The 16869-nt window shown below is 73.8% G+C and carries 16 protein-coding genes; 8 read left to right on the top strand and 8 right to left on the bottom strand.

The features are described 5' to 3' along the window. Positions 1-246 precede the first annotated feature (246 nt). Positions 247-1413: a xylose isomerase gene (gene xylA / locus ABD363_RS17770; RefSeq protein WP_344604591.1), complete on the bottom strand. Its 1167-nt coding sequence runs from the start codon at positions 1411-1413 to the stop codon at positions 247-249. A 223-nt stretch (positions 1414-1636) separates the two neighbouring features. Between xylA and xylB the strand changes: the two genes are divergently transcribed. The 6 genes from xylB to ABD363_RS17740 all read left to right on the top strand — a co-directional run bounded on the left by xylB (position 1637) and on the right by ABD363_RS17740 (position 10113). Further along, on the top strand, positions 1637-3082 hold the full coding sequence (gene xylB / locus ABD363_RS17765; protein WP_344604589.1) for a xylulokinase: 1446 nt from the start codon (positions 1637-1639) through the stop codon (positions 3080-3082). 40 nt (positions 3083-3122) lie between these two features. After that, positions 3123-4331, top strand: coding sequence for an ROK family protein (locus ABD363_RS17760; protein ID WP_344604587.1), 1209 nt, complete (start codon positions 3123-3125; stop codon positions 4329-4331). Between the two features lie 238 nt (positions 4332-4569). Beyond that, complete coding sequence (locus ABD363_RS17755) at positions 4570-5583, top strand: acetamidase/formamidase family protein (RefSeq protein ID WP_344604585.1); 1014 nt, start codon at positions 4570-4572, stop codon at positions 5581-5583. 300 nt (positions 5584-5883) lie between these two features. After that, complete coding sequence (locus ABD363_RS17750) at positions 5884-7203, top strand: GAF domain-containing protein (protein WP_344604583.1); 1320 nt, start codon at positions 5884-5886, stop codon at positions 7201-7203. 56 nt (positions 7204-7259) lie between these two features. Then, a complete protein-coding gene (gene exaC, locus ABD363_RS17745) occupies positions 7260-8783 on the top strand; it encodes an acetaldehyde dehydrogenase ExaC (RefSeq protein WP_344604581.1) in 1524 nt (507 codons plus the stop codon). 544 nt (positions 8784-9327) lie between these two features. After that, positions 9328-10113, top strand: coding sequence for a pentapeptide repeat-containing protein (locus ABD363_RS17740; RefSeq protein ID WP_344604622.1), 786 nt, complete (start codon positions 9328-9330; stop codon positions 10111-10113). 84 nt (positions 10114-10197) lie between these two features. Here the strand turns inward: ABD363_RS17740 and ABD363_RS17735 are convergent, their stop codons facing one another. The 6 genes from ABD363_RS17735 to ABD363_RS17710 all read right to left on the bottom strand — a co-directional run bounded on the left by ABD363_RS17735 (position 10198) and on the right by ABD363_RS17710 (position 14748). Beyond that, the gene (locus ABD363_RS17735) at positions 10198-10527 is read right to left on the bottom strand and encodes an SAV_915 family protein (protein WP_344604579.1); all 330 of its coding nucleotides are present in this window, start codon (positions 10525-10527) and stop codon (positions 10198-10200) included. A gap of 212 nt (positions 10528-10739) precedes the next feature. Beyond that, the gene (gene thpD / locus ABD363_RS17730) at positions 10740-11642 is read right to left on the bottom strand and encodes an ectoine hydroxylase (RefSeq protein WP_344604577.1); all 903 of its coding nucleotides are present in this window, start codon (positions 11640-11642) and stop codon (positions 10740-10742) included. 7 nt (positions 11643-11649) lie between these two features. Next, a complete protein-coding gene (locus ABD363_RS17725; protein WP_344604575.1) occupies positions 11650-12060 on the bottom strand; it encodes an ectoine synthase in 411 nt (136 codons plus the stop codon). Beyond that, a complete protein-coding gene (ectB, locus tag ABD363_RS17720) occupies positions 12057-13361 on the bottom strand; it encodes a diaminobutyrate--2-oxoglutarate transaminase (protein WP_344604573.1) in 1305 nt (434 codons plus the stop codon). The genes ABD363_RS17725 and ectB overlap by 4 nt, the downstream gene beginning before the upstream one ends. Before the next feature lie 62 nt (positions 13362-13423). Continuing rightward, the gene (ectA, locus tag ABD363_RS17715) at positions 13424-13915 is read right to left on the bottom strand and encodes a diaminobutyrate acetyltransferase (RefSeq protein WP_344604571.1); all 492 of its coding nucleotides are present in this window, start codon (positions 13913-13915) and stop codon (positions 13424-13426) included. Positions 13916-14400: 485 nt separating this feature from the next. Then, positions 14401-14748 carry a hypothetical protein gene (locus tag ABD363_RS17710; protein ID WP_344604569.1) on the bottom strand — a complete coding sequence of 116 codons (348 nt, stop codon included), beginning with the start codon at positions 14746-14748 and terminating at the stop codon, positions 14401-14403. 105 nt (positions 14749-14853) lie between these two features. On the opposite strand from ABD363_RS17710, the gene ABD363_RS32660 reads away from it, so the two are divergent. Together ABD363_RS32660 and ABD363_RS17700 are read left to right on the top strand one after the other, a co-directional pair. Beyond that, positions 14854-15819, top strand: a complete 966-nt coding sequence (locus ABD363_RS32660; protein WP_425577995.1) for a twin-arginine translocation signal domain-containing protein — start codon at positions 14854-14856, stop codon at positions 15817-15819. Further along, entirely contained in the window at positions 15726-16166 is a 441-nt protein-coding gene (locus tag ABD363_RS17700) for a cold-shock protein (protein WP_344604567.1), read from the top strand. Before ABD363_RS32660 ends, ABD363_RS17700 begins: the two co-directional genes overlap by 94 nt. 90 nt (positions 16167-16256) lie before the next feature. Here ABD363_RS17700 and ABD363_RS17695 read toward each other — a convergent pair whose 3' ends face one another. Continuing rightward, positions 16257-16826, bottom strand: a complete 570-nt coding sequence (locus ABD363_RS17695; protein WP_344604565.1) for a GNAT family N-acetyltransferase — start codon at positions 16824-16826, stop codon at positions 16257-16259. Between the last annotated feature and the right edge of the window lie 43 nt (positions 16827-16869).

Genomic DNA, 16869 nt, shown 5'->3' with positions numbered 1-16869 from the left:
GGCGGTGAGGGCGCCGGCGGTCACGAGCACGGCGAGCACGAAGTGCGGCGGGTTCCTCCCCGGGGAGGGCCGCCCCCCGGGACCGTCGTGTCCCGGGGGGCGGCCCGCGGCGCGGCCCCCGCGCGGCGGTCGCCCGGGGCTCATGGCGGGGACCGCATGATTCCCGGGGCGTTCCGCGCGAGGCCGCCCGGGCGCGCGCCGCGCACGACGTGCCGTCGCCGGCCGCCGGCGCGCCCGCGCGTGCGGTCAGCCGCGTGCGCCCAGCAGGTGGTCCATCGCCAGCTGGTCCAGGCGCTCGAAGGCCATCCCGCGCGCGGCGGCCGCCTCGGGGTCGAAGTCCTCGAAGGCCGTGCGGTCCGCGAGCAGCGCCTGCAGTCCGTCCGCGGCGGTGGGCTGCGCCAGCTGGTCCAGGCGGGCGGCGCGCAGGGCCTCCTGGACCTCCGGGTCGGCGCGGAAGGCGGCCGAACGCTCCTTCAGGATGAGGTAGTTGCGCATGCAGCCCGCGGCCGAGGCCCACACGCCGTCGAGGTCCTCGGTCCGCGGCGGCTTGAAGTCGAAGTGGCGCGGCCCCTCGTAACCGGCGCTCTCCAGCAGGTCGACCAGCCAGAACGCGGCCCGCAGGTCGCCGGCGCCGAAGCGCAGGTCCTGGTCGTACTTGATGCCGGACTGGCCGTTGAGGTCGATGTGGAAGAGCTTGCCCGCCCACAGCGCCTGGGCGATGCCGTGCGGGAAGTTCAGCCCGGCCATCTGCTCGTGGCCGACCTCGGGGTTGACGCCGTACAGCTCCGGACGCTCCAGGCGCTCGATGAACGCCAGGGCGTGGCCGACGGTGGGCAGCAGGATGTCGCCGCGCGGCTCGTTCGGCTTGGGCTCGATCGCGAAGCGGATGTCGTAGCCCTGGGCGGTCACGTACTCGCCGAGGAGGTCGAACGCCTCCTTCATGCGGTCCAGCGCGGCCCGCACGTCCTTGGCGGCGCCCGACTCGGCGCCCTCGCGGCCGCCCCAGGCGACGTAGACCTCGGCGCCCAGCTCGACCGCCAGGTCGATGTTGCGGATCGTCTTGCGCAGCGCGTAGCGGCGCACGTCGCGGTCGTTGGCGGTGAACGCGCCGTCCTTGAAGACGGGGTGGGTGAAGAGGTTCGTGGTGGCCATCGGCACGGTCATGCCGGTCGCGTCCAGAGCCTGCCGGAAGCGCTTGACGTGCGACTCGCGCTCGGTGTCGGAGGCCCCGAAGGGGATCAGGTCGTCGTCGTGGAAGGTCACCCCGTAGGCCCCCAGCTCGGCCAGGCGCTGCACCGTCTCGACCGGGTCGAGGGCGCGCCGCGTGGCGTCGCCGAACGGGTCCTTCCCCTGCCAGCCGACGGTCCACAGGCCGAAGGTGAACCTGTCCTCGGGGGTGGGCTGGTAGTTCATGCCGCGGCTCCTTGCTTGCTTGCGACTATTTCGTCAGGGCGCTTTACAAATTAGTATGCGGACGCATCCTTGGGAAGGGAGCATTCCTGGGACGTGTCCTTCGGACACGTCCCCCGGCCGGGACGCGGTGTCCCGGAGGAGCGATGTCCGGGCCGCCCCGGCCCGGGTACCGCGCAGAACCCCAGGTCAGATTCCGCTGAGCCGCGGAAGAGGGAGAAGCCCGATGTCAGCAGCCGAGGGTCCGCTCGTCGTCGGCGTGGACACGTCCACCCAGTCCACCAAGGCGCTGGTCGTCGACGCGGCCACCGGCCGGGTCGTCGCCAGTGGGCAGGCGCCGCACACGGTGTCCTCCGGGGCGGGCCGGGAGAGCGACCCGCGCCAGTGGTGGGACGCCCTGTGCGAGGCCCTGCGCCAGTGCGGTGCCGCGGCGCACGAGGCCGCCGCGGTGGCGGTCGGCGGACAGCAGCACGGTCTCGTCACCCTGGACGACCGGGGCGAGCCGGTCCGTCCCGCCCTGTTGTGGAACGACGTGCGCTCGGCGCCGCAGGCCCGCCGGCTGACCGGGGAGCTGGGCGGCGCGAAGTTCTGGGCCGAGCGCACCGGACTGGTGCCGGCGGCCTCCTTCACGGTCACGAAGTGGGCCTGGCTCGCCGAGCACGAGCCGGAGGCGGTCCGCGCCACCAGGGCCGTGCGCCTGCCCCACGACTACCTCACCGAGCGCCTGACGGGCCAGGGCACGACCGACCGCGGCGACGCCTCGGGCACGGGCTGGTGGGCGTCCGGGACGGAGGCGTACGACGAGGAGATCCTCGCGCACGTGGGTCTGGACCCCGCGCTACTGCCCCGTGTGGTCCGGCCCGGCGAGGTGGCCGGGACCGTGCGCGACAGCCACGACCTGCCGTTCTCCAAGGGCACCCTGGTGGCCCCCGGCACCGGCGACAACGCCGCCGCCGCGCTGGGCCTCGGGGTGCGCCCCGGCACCCCGGTGATGAGCCTGGGCACCTCGGGCACGGTGTACGCCGTGTCGCGGCGGCGGCCCGCCGACCCGACCGGCACCGTGGCGGGCTTCGCCGACGCGCGCGGCGACTGGCTGCCGCTGGCGTGCACCCTGAACTGCACGCTCGCCGTCGACCGCGTCGCCGCCCTGCTCGGCCTGGACCGGGAGGCCGTCGAACCCGGCACGGGCGTCACCCTGCTGCCGTACCTGGACGGCGAACGCACCCCGGACCTCCCGAACGCCTCCGGGCTGCTGCACGGGCTGCGGCACGACACGACCGCCGGCCAGCTGCTCCAGGCCGCCTACGACGGCGCCGTGCACGCGCTGCTCGGCGCCCTCGACCTGGTCCTCGACGAGGACGCGGACCCCTCCGCGCCCCTGCTGTTGATCGGCGGAGGCGCCCGCGGCACGGCGTGGCAGCAGACCGTACGGCGGCTGTCGGGCCGCCCGGTGCAGATCCCCGAGGCCAGGGAGCTGGTCGCGCTCGGCGCCGCCGCCCAGGCGGCCGGGCTGCTGACCGGGGAGGACCCGGCCGCGGTCGCCCGGCGCTGGAACACGGCCGCCGGGCCGGTGCTCGACGCCGTGGAGCGGGACGAGGAGACACTGGCCAGGATCGCCGGGGTACTCTCCGACGCGGCCCCGCTGCTGGAGGGCGGCACCGAAGCGCGCTGAGGGACACCGCCCGAGGACCGACCGAGGACTGACGCCAGGCATGACCGCACCGCTGCACCAGACCCACCCGGCCGGTCCGGGGCGTGCGACGCCCGACACCCAGCAGGGCATGCGCCGCCGCAACCTGGCCCGGGTGATGCACACGGTCAGCGCCGGGGGCCCGCTGTCGCGCGCCGCCGTCGCCTCGCGCATCGGGCTGACCCGTGCGGCGGTGTCGTCGCTCGTGGACGAGCTCATCCGCTCGGGGCTGCTGGAGGAGCTGGGCCCCGAGCGTCCCGGCCGGGTCGGCCGGCCCGGGTCGGCGCTCGCCGTCAGCGGGCGCGGCCCCGCCGGCGTCGGCGCGGAGGTCGGCGTGGACCACCTCGCGGTCTGCGCGGTCGACCTGCGCGGGCAGGTGCGGGCGCGGGCCGTGCGGTACGGCGCGAACCGCGGGCGCCCGCCCGAGCCGGTCGCCGGGGAACTCGCCGGGCTGGTGCGCCGGGTGGTCGCCGAGGCGGAGGGCCAGGGCCTGTGGCCGGCCGGGCTCGCCGTGGCCGTCCCGGGCCTGGTGGCGCGCGACGCCCGGACCGTCGTGCGCGCCCCGAACCTCGACTGGCAGGACACGGACCTGGGCGCCCTGCTGCCCGGGGACCTCCCGCTGACCGTGGACAACGAGGCCAACTTCGGCGCGCTCGCCGAACTCTGGCTCGGCGACGGCACGCCGCGCGACTTCCTGCACGTCTCCGCCGAGATCGGCATCGGCGCGGCCGTGGTCGTGGACGGGCGGCTGCTGCGCGGGACGCGCGGCTTCGCGGGCGAGCTGGGACACGTGCCGGTGCGTCCGGACGGACCGGAGTGCGCGTGCGGCGGGCGCGGGTGCCTGGAGCAGTACGCCGGCGAGGACGCGGTGCTGCGCGCCGCCGGTGTGGCGCCCGGCGAGGACCGCGTCGGGCTGCTCGCGGGACGCGCCGCGCAGGGCGACGAGGCCGTACGGCGTGCCCTGCGCGACGCGGGGACGGCCCTGGGGATCGCGCTGACCGGGGCGGTGAACCTGCTGGACCCGGACGGCGTGGTGCTGGGCGGGGCGCTGGCCGGGCTCGCGCCCTGGCTGCTGCCGTCGCTGCGGGCCGAACTGGCCCGGCGTACGGCGGGTCCGGCCTGCCCGGTGTCCGTGTCGGAGCTGGGCTCCGAGGGGCCGCTGCTGGGCGCCGCGCACTCGGTGGTGCGGGGCGTGCTGGACGATCCGGCGTCGGTGGCCGGACGGTCCTGAACGGGGCCGCCCCGCACGGCCCTCACCCGATCGGGCGGGCGAGTTGTCCACAGTTCCGCGGCCGTCCACGGAAGCGCGCCCTGATCTTCTGCCCGGCCCGCACGCCCCGTACCGTGATGCACGCATGACGCGGTCGTGGACGGGCGCCCTCGCGTTCGTCCCGCCCCCCGGCCACGGCCCGCCCCCACCTCGGCGGACCCTCCTCCACCGGTCACCGGCAGAACGGAGCTGTGCAGCGATGAGCGACCCGCGGATCCTGACCGTGCGTCCCGAACCGGGCGAGTACGCCTGGACGTTCGGCGGCGTGCCGCCCGTGGCGCGCATCGCGCCCGGCACGGTCCTCGACCTGTACACCGAGGACTGCTTCGCGGGGCGGGTGCGGTCCGAGAAGGACCTGGTGTCCGAGGTGTGCGAGTTCCCGTTCCTCAATCCGCAGACGGGCCCCTTCCACGTGGAGGGCGCGGAGCCGGGGGACACGGTCGCCGTGCACTTCGTGTCGGTGGAGCCGGCCCGGGACTGGGCCGCGTCGACCACGGTGCCCCTGTTCGGCGCGCTGACCTCCACGCACACCACGGCCACGCTGCAGCCGCCGCTGCCGGAGAAGGTCTGGATCTGGCAGCTCGACCGGACCCGCCGCACGGCCCTGTTCCGGGCGCACGACAGCGACATCGAGGCGGAGCTGCCCCTGGACCCGATGCACGGCACCGTGGGTGTGGCCCCCGCCAACCTGGAGGTGCGCTCGGCCCTGGTGCCCGACGCGCACGGCGGGAACATGGACACGCCCGAGATGCGGGCCGGCGTCACCTGCTACCTCGGGGTGAACGTCGAGGGCGCGCTGCTCAGCCTCGGCGACGGGCACGCCCGGCAGGGCGAGGGCGAGACCTGCGGGGTGGCCGTCGAGTGCGCGATGAACACGGTGGTGATCGTCGAGCTGCTGAAGGGGCTGGCCACGCCCTGGCCGCGCATCGAGTCGGACACGCACATCATCTCGACGGGTTCGGCGCGCCCGCTGGAGGACGCGTTCCGGATATCCCAGCTCGACCTGGTGCAGTGGCTGGTGCGTGACTACGGGTTCAGCGAGCTGGACGCGTACCAGTTCGTCACCCAGGCCGTCGAGTCGCCGCTGGCCAACGTGTGCGACACCAACTACACGTGCGTGGCCAAGCTCCGCAAGCAGTGGCTGCCCGCCCGCGAGACCCACCGCGGCACGCACGCGCGGCTGCGCGAGACGGCGGCCGCGCTCCGAAGCTGATCCCGCGCCCCGGCCGCACCGCTGATCCCGCGCCCCGGCCGCACCGCTGATCCCGCGCCCGTGCCGGACCCCCGCCGCCGGAAGGCGGTTCCCCGCCCGTCTTCCGGCACCCGCGGCAGGCGGTGTCCGCGCCCCACGCCGTCCGCTCCGCCGACGGGCACGTCGCGCGGTGCGGCCGCGGGGCCGGCGCCGCCCTGGCGCGGCGGTCACGCCGTCCGGGGGACCCCGGCCGGAGAGGTTGTCCAGGCGCGCACCCGGAGTGACGATGTCCCCAGCCGCATCGCCCTCCGGGAGGCCGAGTTGACCGATCCATGGGTGGCTCTGGAGCCGGGAACCGACCCCGCCGAGCGCGCGCGGATGCTGCGGCGCGCGCACGAGACGTTCACCGAGGCGGGCACCGTGCAGCGGCCGGTGCGTGCCGTGGTGGCCGAATCGTGGCGGCGTTCGGCGCGGGCGGGCGTCGGGCCGGACGGCACCGCGAGCGTGGAACTGACCGACGGCGAGCTGCGCGCCTACCGCGCGGAGCATCCGCTGGCCCGGGTGATGCCGCTGGTCCGTGAGCTGATGGGCACCTTCGCCGACGACGGCAGGCACCTGCTCGCGGTGTGCGACGCGCACGGCAGGCTGCTGTGGGTCGAGGGGCATCCGGCCACCCGGCGGCGGGCGGGGCGGATGAACTTCGTGCCGGGCGCGCGGTGGGCGGAGACGGCGGTCGGGACGAACGCCCCGGGCACCGCGGTCGCCGTCGACCGGCCCGTGCAGGTCTTCACGGCCGAGCACTTCGTCCGGCGGGTACAGCCGTGGACGTGCGCGGCGGCCCCGGTGCACGACCCGCGTACCGGGCGGGTGCTGGGCGCCGTCGACATCACCGGCGGGGACGGACTGGCGCATCCGCACAGCCTGGGCTTCGTACAGGCGGTCGCGCGGGCCGCCGAGTCCCAGCTGGCGCTGCTGGCGCCGAGGCGGCCCACCGCCGGCACGGCCGAGCTGACCGCGCTGGGCCGTGACGAGGCGCTGCTGGTCACCGGCGGCCGCGGGATCCGGCTGAGCCGCCGGCACAGCGAGATCCTGGTGCTGCTGGCCCGCCGCCCGGAGGGGCTGACCGGCGACGAGCTGCTGTGCGCGCTGTACGAGGACGAGTCGGTGACGCCGGTGACGCTGCGCGCCGAACTGGCCCGGCTGCGCCGGGTGCTCGGGCCGGGCCTGCTGGCCTCGCGCCCCTACCGGCTCACGGTGCCGGTCGAGTCCGACGCCGCCGTCGTGGAGCGGCGCCTGCGGGCCGGCGCGGTGACGGCGGCCGCGACGGCGTACGCGGGCCCGCTGCTGCCCGGCTCCCGGGCCCCGGCCGTGGCGCGGCTCAGGGCCCGCCTCGCCGACGGGCTGCGCACCGCGCTGATCGCCCGCCGCGATCCCGACCTGCTGGCCGACTGGGCGTACGCGCCGTGGGGCGAGGACGACCTGGACGTCTGGCGGGCGCTCGCCGCCGTACGGCCGACGGCCGCGGTGCGGTCACGTCTGGCCGCGCTGGAATCCGAGCTGGCGGCGCCTCACGTCCCGTACGCCGCCGGCGGGGCCGCGGGCCCGCGCCGCGCAACGTGGTCGCAACGTCCCCGCCCCTAGTGTCGCGCCGGGAGCTGCCCGACGGCGGGCAGCGCTTCACCGGGAGGCAGACCAGGATGACCCGTTACGCGGCGCCCGGCACCGAGGGCGCGATCGTCTCCTACCAGTCGCGCTACGACCACTTCATCGGCGGCGAGTACGTGCCGCCGGTGCGCGGGCGGTACTTCGAGAACCCGTCCCCCGTGAACGGGCAGCCGTTCACGGAGGTGGCGCGCGGCACGGCGGAGGACGTGGAGCGGGCGCTCGACGCGGCGCACGCCGCCGCCCCGGCCTGGGGCCGTACGCCGGTCACCGAGCGTTCCGGCGTCCTGCTCCGGATCGCCGACCGCATGGAGGAGCACCTGGAGCAGCTGGCGGTCGCGGAGAGCTGGGAGAACGGCAAGCCGGTGCGGGAGACGCTGGCGGCCGACATCCCGCTCGCCATCGACCACTTCCGCTACTTCGCGGGCGCCGTCCGCGCCCAGGAGGGCTCGCTGGGCGAGCTCGACGACGACACGGTGGCGTACCACTTCCACGAGCCGCTCGGGGTGGTCGCGCAGATCATCCCGTGGAACTTCCCCCTGCTGATGGCCGCGTGGAAGCTCGCTCCGGCGCTGGCGGCCGGCAACGCGGTGGTCCTCAAACCGGCCGAGCAGACCCCGGCCTCCGTCCACTACTGGCTGAGCCTGGTCGCGGACCTGCTGCCGCCGGGCGTGCTGAACGTCGTCAACGGTTTCGGCGTGGAGGCGGGAAAGCCGCTGGCGTCCAGCCCGCGGGTGGCGAAGGTGGCGTTCACCGGGGAGACCACCACCGGGCGGCTGATCATGCAGTACGCCTCGGAGAACATCAGGCCCGTCACGCTGGAGCTCGGCGGCAAGTCGCCGAACATCTTCTTCGACGACGTGTGGGCGGCGGACGACGAGTTCCGCGACAAGGCGCTCGAGGGCTTCACGATGTTCGCGCTCAACCAGGGCGAGGTGTGCACCTGCCCGTCCCGGGCGCTGGTCCAGAGCGGCCACTACGCCGAGTTCCTGCAGGCCGCGGTCGCCCGCACCGAGCAGATCAAGCCGGGCCACCCCCTGGACACCGACACGATGATCGGCGCGCAGGCCTCCAACGACCAGCTGGAGAAGATCCTCTCCTACCTGGACGTCGGCCGGCAGGAGGGCGCGAGGATCCTCACGGGCGGTGAACGCGTCGAGTACGACGGCGAGCTGAAGGGCGGTTACTACGTCCAGCCGACGATCTTCGAGGGCCACAACCGGATGCGGATCTTCCAGGAGGAGATCTTCGGGCCGGTGGTGTCCGTGACGTCCTTCGCCGACTTCGACGAGGCCATCGAGATCGCCAACGACACGCTGTACGGGCTCGGCGCCGGCGTGTGGACGCGGGACATCAACACCGCCTACCGCGCGGGCCGCGCAATCCAGGCGGGCCGCGTCTGGACGAACTGCTACCACGCCTACCCGGCGCACGCGGCGTTCGGCGGGTACAAGCAGTCCGGGATCGGCCGGGAGACGCACAAGATGATGCTGGAGCACTACCAGCAGACCAAGAACATTCTTTGTTCCTACAGTCCCAAGAAGCTCGGGTTCTTCTAGGACCTCACGTCGGGCTGCCCGGAAGCGCTCCCGGCCCCGCGCGCCCCCCGGATCCCGCGGGCCGTGGCCCCGCCGACCGCCCGGCCGGGCACCACGCGTCGTCTGCGAGGATGGGAGCCGTTCTCGGAGCGCCGCGGTATGCGGTGCCCGTCGCCTGACAGGAGCACGCACGGTGTCGCCACAGCACGGGGCCTCCTCCCCCGGGAGACGCGAGCGCCCCTTCGCGGGCGAGGTCCGCAAGCGGACCTCTTCCGCCGAGGGGCGCGGGCGGCCGTCCGCCGCCGACGGGCAGGAGCGCCCGTCCCGGGCGGGCGAGCGCGAGCGGCGGTCCCCGGGCCAGGACCGGGAGCGCGGTGCCGCGGGCCGGGACCGGGAGCGCGCGGGCCGGGACCGCACGGGCCGGCAGGCCGGAACCGACCGGCCGGCCGGCGGGCACCGGCCGGCCCGCGGGAGCCAGGACCACAGGCCGCCCGGGGACGGCCGCGCGGCCTCCCCCGGTCACACGGCGTCCCGGCATCGCCGGGCCCTCCAGGACCGCGCGGACCTGCGGGCCGACTGCGCCGACTGCTTCGCCCTGTGCTGCGTGGCCCTGCCGTTCGCCCGTTCCGCCGACTTCGCCGCCGACAAGCCCGCCGGCCGGCCGTGCTCGAACCTCCAGCAGGACTTCCGCTGCGGCATCCACGCGCGGCTGCGCGACAAGGGATACCCGGGCTGCACCGTGTTCGACTGCTTCGGCGCCGGCCAGAAGGTGTCCCAGATCACCTTCGGCGGCGTCGACTGGCGTCGCGCGCCGAAGACGGCACGCTCCATGTTCGAGGTCTTCCCCGTCATGCGGCAGCTGCACGAGCTGCTCCGGTACCTCACCGAGGCCCTCGGTCTCGCACCGGCCCGCCCCCTCCACAAGCCGCTGCGGAAGGCGCTGGCCCACATCGACGGCCTGACCCGCGGCAGCGCCGAGTCGATCATGGAGTTGGATGTGAACGCGCTGCGTGGCGAGGTCAACGCACTGCTGCTGCGGGCCAGCGAGCTGGCCCGGGCCCAGGTCCCGGGCCGTGGGCGGAACCACCGCGGTGCCGATCTGATGGGCGCGAAGCTGTCCGGCGCCGACCTCAGGGGGGCGAGCCTGCGCGGCGCTCTCCTCGTCGCGGCCGACCTCACCGGCGCCGACCTGCGCGACGCCGACCTGATCGGGGCCGATCTGCGCGACGCCGACCTGCGCGGCGCGGACCTCACCGGCGCGCTCTTCCTCACCCAGGCGCAGCTGAACGCGGCCAGGGGCGACGCGGCCACCGTGCTGCCTCCGACGCTCAGCCGGCCCGCTCACTGGTAGGCGCGGGGTCCCGGACGGCGGTCCAGGCGTGCGTGCCGCGCGCGAGAAGGCCGTTGCCGGGCCGGCTGGGTTCCGGGCGGGCTCTCACCGGTGCCCGGACGCGTCCCGAGGGGGGATGCCGCCCGGCGGGACCGACGAGCGCGGATCGACGGTGAGAGCGGTGCACCCGAGGGGTGCGGCGAGGGAGCGCAGCGCGGCGGCGGAGAGCCTGATCCAGGGCTGGTCCTGGCCGAGGGTCGCCCGCAGTTGCGCGGGGGTGGTGAAGGCGACGGCCGTGCGGCGTCCGCCGGGAGTGCGGAAGAAACAGGTCACATAGCAGCAGCGGACCGGACGGACGGGTACGTACAGCAGGCGGGCCGGCGCGTGGTCACCGGGCGCGGGCCCGTCGCCGTCGCCGCGTCGCATGTCCGCCATGGGTGTCTCCGGCCGGCTCGGGCCTTCCCCGGTGCGGCGTCGGCGCGTCGCCCGGGGGGCACGGGGCCTCGGCGCTGCCGGCCGGGCGACCGGGGGCGGGGCCGGGCCCGTGGTCCGGACGCCTCGGCGCGTCGCGGACGGTTTCCCCGTGCTCACGGTCGTCCGCGGCGGCGATCCGCCGGCCGCCCACGGGTGCCCGACGTGCGCGGGGTTCACCGCACCGGCGTGAAATCGCGTGCTCCGACGAACGCGGGCCGCCGGGCCGGGGCCGCGAAGGGCTCCACCGCCGTGTTCTCCACGCTGTTGAACACGATGAACACGTTGCTGCGCGGGTATGGCGTGATGTTGTCCCCCGAGCCGTGCATGCAGTTGCAGTCGAACCAGGTCGCGGAGCCCGCCCGGCCCGTGATCAACCGGATGCCGTGCGGAGCGGACAGCGCGGTGATCGCCTCGTTCGAGGGTGTCCCCGCCTCCTGCATCCTCAGCGACTTCTTGTAGTTGTCCTTCGGCGTCTCGCCCGCGCAGCTCAGGAAGGTCCGGTGCGAGCCGGGCATGATCATCAGGCTTCCGTTGGTGGTGTGGTTGTCGGTGAGCGCGATCGACACCGACACGGCCCGCATGCGCGGCAGCCCGTCCTCCGCGTGCCAGGTCTCGAAGTCCGAGTGCCAGTAGAAGCCGCTCGCCCCGAAGCCGGGTTTGACGTTGACGCGGGACTGGTGGACGTACACGTCCGAGCCGAGGATCTGGCGGGCCGCTCCCACCACGCGTTCGTCGCGTACGAGCGAGGCGAACACCTCGCTGATCCGGTGCACTTCGAACACCGAGCGGATGGCTCGCGACTTGGGTTCGACGACGGCGCGCTCGTCGGCGCGGACCGCCGGGTCCCGGACGAGTCCGTCCAGTTCGGCGCGGTAGAGGGTCACCTCGTCCGGGTCCAGCAGTGCGTCCACGGTCGTGAAACCGGTGTTCTCGAAGTCCAGCAGCCCGGCTCTCGTCAGGGGGCCCGGCGTGCCGGGCGCGGACCACACCACGGGGTCGCGGCGCGGCATCATCGCCTCGGTCGCGCCCCGGGTCGGGTACAGGTCGGTGGTCCGGCGGTGGTGCAGCGTCGTCATGGTGTCCTCACGCCTCGTCGATCCCGGGTTCCGCCAGCAGCGGGTAGGCGCCGTTCTCGTCGTGGTCCTCCCGGCCGGTCAGGGGCGGGTTGAAGACGCACACGCAGCGGAAGTCGGTCTTGGTCCGCAGGGTGTGCCGCTCGTGGCCGTCCAGCAGGTACATCGTCCCCGGTGTGATCCAGTGCTTCTCGCCGGTCTCCTCATCGGTGAGTTCGGCCTCGCCCGCCACGCAGAGCACGGCCTCGACGTGGTGGGCGTACCACATCGTGGTCTGCGTGCCGGCGTAGAGCGTCGTCTCGTGCAGGGAGAAGCCGGCGTGTTCCCTGGCGAGGACGATGCGCTTGCTCTCCCAGGTGCCGGACGCACCCTTGACGTGCCGGTCGGTGCCTTCGATCTCCTCGAGCGAGCGGACGATCACGGTGTGTTCCCGCCTTTCTTCCGTGAGTCCGGGCCCTCGGTCTCCCGCACCGCGCGGCCGAAGAGCGCGAGCCCTTCCTCCAGTTCCTCGTCGCCGATGGTCAGCGGCGGGAGCAGTTTGACGACTTCGTCCCGGGGGCCGGACGTCTCCAGGAGCAGGCCCAGTTCGAAGGCGCGGGCGCACACGGCGGTGGCGCGCGCCGGGTCGGCGAACTCCATGCCCCACGCGAGGCCGCGACCGCGTACGGCGGGGGCGGGGCCCGGCCGGCCGGCTGCGATGTCGTCCAGCGCTTGCCCGACCTGGTCCCCGCGGGCCAGGGTCTGCTTCTCCAGCCGACCGTCGCGCCAGTACTCCTCCAGCGCGGCGGTGGCCGTCACGAAGGCCGGGTTGAAGCCGCGGAACGTGCCGTTGTGCTCGCCGGGCTCCCAGACGTCCAGCTCGGGGCGGAACAGGGTCAGCGACATCGGCAGTCCGTATCCGCTGACGGACTTCGACAGCGTCACGATGTCCGGTGTGATGCCGGACTCCTCGAAGGAGAAGAACGCGCCGGTGCGGCCGCAGCCCATCTGGATGTCGTCGACGATCAGCAGCATGTCCCCGCGCCGGCACAGTCCGGCGAGTTCGCGCAGCCACTCGGCCCGCGCCACGTTGATCCCGCCTTCGCCCTGCACGGTTTCCACGATCACGGCTGCCGGGGTGTCCAGGCCGGATCCCGCGCTCGTCAGCAGCCGCTCGAACCATCCGAAGTCGGGCGCCCGGCCGTCCGGGTGGTCGTCGAAGGGCATGGGGAGGGTGTGCGTCAGCGGGATGCCCGCGCCCGCCCGTTTGAAGGCGTTGCCGGTGACGGCGAGGGAGCCCAGCGACATGCCGTGGAAGGCGTTGGTGAAAAAGACGACGGTTTCCCTGTTCTTCACCTTGCGGGCCAGCTTCAGGGCGGCTTCGACGGCATTGGTGCCGGCGGGGCCCGGGAACATCACCTTGTACGGCAGCTCGCGCGGCTCCAGCACGATCTCCCGGAAAGCCGCCAGGAAAGTCCGCTTGGCGGCGGTCATCATGTCGAGGGCGTGGGTGATGCCGTCCCGTTCGAGGTAGTCGAGAAGCGCGCGCTTGAGCACCGGGTTGTTGTGTCCGTAGTTCAGGGCGCCGGCACCCGAGAAGAAGTCGAGATAGGGCCGGTTGTTCTCGTCGTGCAATCGGCTGCCGTGGGCGCGGTCGAAAATCGTGGGCCAGCCGCGGCAATAACTGCGCACTTCGGACTCGAGTGCCTCGAAGACGCCGGAATCGGGGTGTGCAACCGTCATGATGACTCGCCCCTCACGAGGAAGAAACGAAGTGGATTCGCCGTCCCGGCGCCGGCGCCCGGCTATCGGCGCAGCGGCCCGATGCGGTACAGGAATTCGGCGTCGTGGGAGTCGGGGAAGAGTTCCGCCGGGAACAGCATCTCCCGCCGGAGCGGCGCCGCGTGCCGCACGGCGAACGACCGGAACAGCCTGTGTGACGCGACGTTGTCCGGGCTGATGGTCGTCTCCAGGTAGCGCAGGGCACCGCCTGCCGTCAGCCGGGCGGTGAGGTGGTCCAGCATGGCGCTGGCGGTGCCGCGTCCCCGCTCTTCCCGGTCCACGGCGATCTGCCAGACGACGAGGGTGTCGGGCTGCTCGGGGCGGCGGAATCCCGTGATGAATCCGACTGGCGCGCCGTCGGTTCCCGAGGCCACCGCGGAAGTCCGCGCGAAGTCCCTGAACCACAGCAGATAGCTGTAGGAGGAGTTCGCGTCGAGTACCCGGGAGTCGCGGGCGATACGCCATGCCGCAGCCCCGTCCTCGATCGTGGGAACCGCCATGACCAGTGTGTCCATGGAACACACCTCGCTCTCACCGTACGGACCGCTCCGCGTGGTTGGTGCAGCTGGATCGATCCGTGTTCCTGCCGTCCGGCGGACGGCCGCCCGGCCTTGAGGGCCGCTCACTTCGTGAGCATCGCTTGGGCTCGGCTTTCGCAGGAAGCGCTGTGTCGGCGCTTCGCTTCGATATTACGCCTGCCGTTCGGAGGACGGCCACCGAGTCTGCCTGTTCGAGCAGGCAGAAGAGGGGAGTACCCGTCGTCGTCCTCGGAAAACCCGGATGAAATGGCTTTGTCCAGGGGGTTTTTCGCGGCGGGGTGGACGAATTCTAGCAATCGCCGTCCGAGTTGGCGAACCTGCGTGGCTCATATCGCGGGGAGGGTTCGCGGCAGGATCCGAAGTCGGGTGTGCCCGCCGTCCGCTCGGCGGGCACACCCGAGAAGCCCGCCGCGCGGGCGGCGGTCGGCGCCGCATCCGGGACGCGTGGTCCCGGATGCGGATCAGGAGTCGTCGCCGGTCACCTCATCGTGCGACGCCTCCCCGGTGCTGCGGTCCTCCACTTCGCCGCCCGACTCGGCCGGTTCGGCTCCGATCGCCTCCCGGGCCGCCTCGCCCCCGGTGTCGCGGTCGCCGAGATCCGCGCCGGAGCGCGGCATGTCCCCGATGCCCTCGGCGCTCCCGGCCGCTTCACCCGGGCTCTCCTCCCGCGGCGTGTCCTGCGTCTCGCTCCGCGTACCGGCCCCCGCCGGGTCCACCCGGCCTCCCGCGGTCTCCGCGGAGAGGTGGGCGACGCGCTCCTGGGCGATCTTGCGCAGGTCCTCGGGTTCGTCCTGGTGCTGTTCCGTCATGGGTCGTCCCGCCTTCTCGGTCCTCCGCCCGCGCGGCAGCCGTCCACTGCCGTGGATCTTTCCCTGCTCGGACACCCCCCGAGCAAATGGGAAGATTTGCACTTTATGTCCCTTTTCAGAGTGCCCATCCTACCGCCCGGTATGCACGTCGTCGCCCGCCCCGCGAGGCGGCCCGGTTCGCAGGCGTTCCGAGGCCCGCACCCCGGCCGGGCGCGGCGCACCGCGGCTCACACCCGGTCGCAGTCGGCCGATTGCCGCGGTCGACAACCCCAGAACGATCGGAAGCATCTTCGAAATATTTCGATACACATGACACGCCAGCCGATCCTGGAGCAGGGAATTCCGGTTCCTGGATCGAAGAAGGCTGACACTTCACAGCTCTCACCAGGAGTGATGACATCAAGAACCTTGCCGGTTCCGGAAGAACGTTTCGCAATCAATACCGAAACGGTTGACGGCCCCAGGGCCCACCAACACTGTCGGCACCGACAGGCCCCGCACGCCCTGCGAGGAGGACGCATGCGCGAAGACGACACCCGCCGTATCAGCCGGAGGGGTTTCGTCGGAGGCACCGGCGCCTCGGCGGTGGCCGCCGCGTCCGGGCTGGTGCTGCCCGGCACCGCCCACGCGGACACGGTCGTCACCACGAACCAGACCGGCGCCGACAACGGCTTCCACCACTCGTTCCGGACCGACGGCGGCGGACCGGTCTCCATGACCCTGAGCTCCGGCGGCAGCTACCGGACCACGCGGTACAACGCCCCCTCCGCCGGCGGCAACTCCAGCATCACGGTGAGCGGCCGAGCCACCGCGGCACCGCCCCGGCCGGGGCGCCTCCCGCCCCGGCCGGATCCTCCCGCGCCACGCGCCCGGCTCCGGGAGGAAGGGGGGACCCGCGGCGCGGCTCCGGCGCTTGTAAGCTGCTCCCAAGTGTGTGGTTGTCCGGGCAGGATGCCCGTTGTGCTGGGGGTTTTGACGTGGTTGTCGGTCGTGTGGTGCGTTTTGACGGCATGCGGGGTTACGGGTTCATCGCTCCGGACCACGGCGGGGAGGACGTCTTCCTGCACGTGAACGATCTGCGCATCCCGGAGCAGCAGGTGCGGCCCGGGCTGGCGGTGGAGTTCGAGGTCGAGGAGGGCGAGCGCGGCCTGAAGGCCTCGGACGTACGGCTGGCCGAAGGGCCCGACGGCAAGCCGCTGACGCCGCCGAACGGCGTGGCGCGGGCGGCGTCCCCGGGCGCGGGCCGGCAGGCCGACGGCGACGAGTCGCTGTGCGACGTGCTCACCACCGGCGAGTATCTGCACGAGATCACCGAGATCCTGCTCAACGCGGCGCCGTCCCTGACCGCGGAGCAGATCCTGGCGGTCCGGCGCCGGCTGCTGCAGTTCGGCCGGGACCACGGCTGGACCGAGGACTGACCGGACCGGGCCGTCCCCGGTCCCCCCTCCCACCGCCCTGCCGCGCCGACGTCCCGCCGGGGCGGGCGGCCCGCCCCGGGTGACGATTCGTCAGGCCGCCCGCTCCCGTACGTGCAGGTGACCGTCCAGGGGGAACGCGGGCGGCGCGGCGGGCAGCGTACCGGTGAAGGCGTACCGGCTCTTCTCCGCGACCCGGCAGGACGCCGTGTTGTCGGCCTGGTGGAGCAGTTCGAGGCGTTCCAGGCCCCGGTCGGCGAAGGCGGCGAACGCCCAGTCCGTCAGTGCGCGCAGCGCCCGGGGAGCCACGCCCCGGCCGCGTGCGTGAGCCGCGGTCCAGTAGCCGACCTCGGCCGAGGGGGCGCCGGGCGTCACGTTCTTGAGGACCGCGTGGCCCACCAGCCGCTCCCCGGAGCCGCCCGCCCCGGTGTCGACGACGGCGAAGGCGAACCGCTTCCCCCTCTGCCATCCGAGGCGCTGCTCGTTCACCCACCGCGCGGCGCCCGCCTCGTCGGCCACGTCCGCGGCCGCCCGGCGCCGCAGCGCCGGGTCCCGGTACAGCTCGGCCAGGCCGGCCGCGTCCGACGAGGTCCAGGGACGGAGCAGCAGGGCACGGCCGCCCGGCGCGGCCGCCGTCGTCAGCCGTACGGCGGTCATGTCCATGGGCAGAGCCTACGAGACCGCCCCGCGGCGTCCGAGGGACCGG

The sequence above is a fragment of the Streptomyces glaucus genome, from assembly GCF_039533365.1.
Lineage (GTDB): Bacteria > Actinomycetota > Actinomycetes > Streptomycetales > Streptomycetaceae > Streptomyces > Streptomyces glaucus.
The sequence above is the reverse complement of the archived record's forward strand: the minus strand, read 5'-3'. Positions and strand labels throughout refer to the sequence as shown.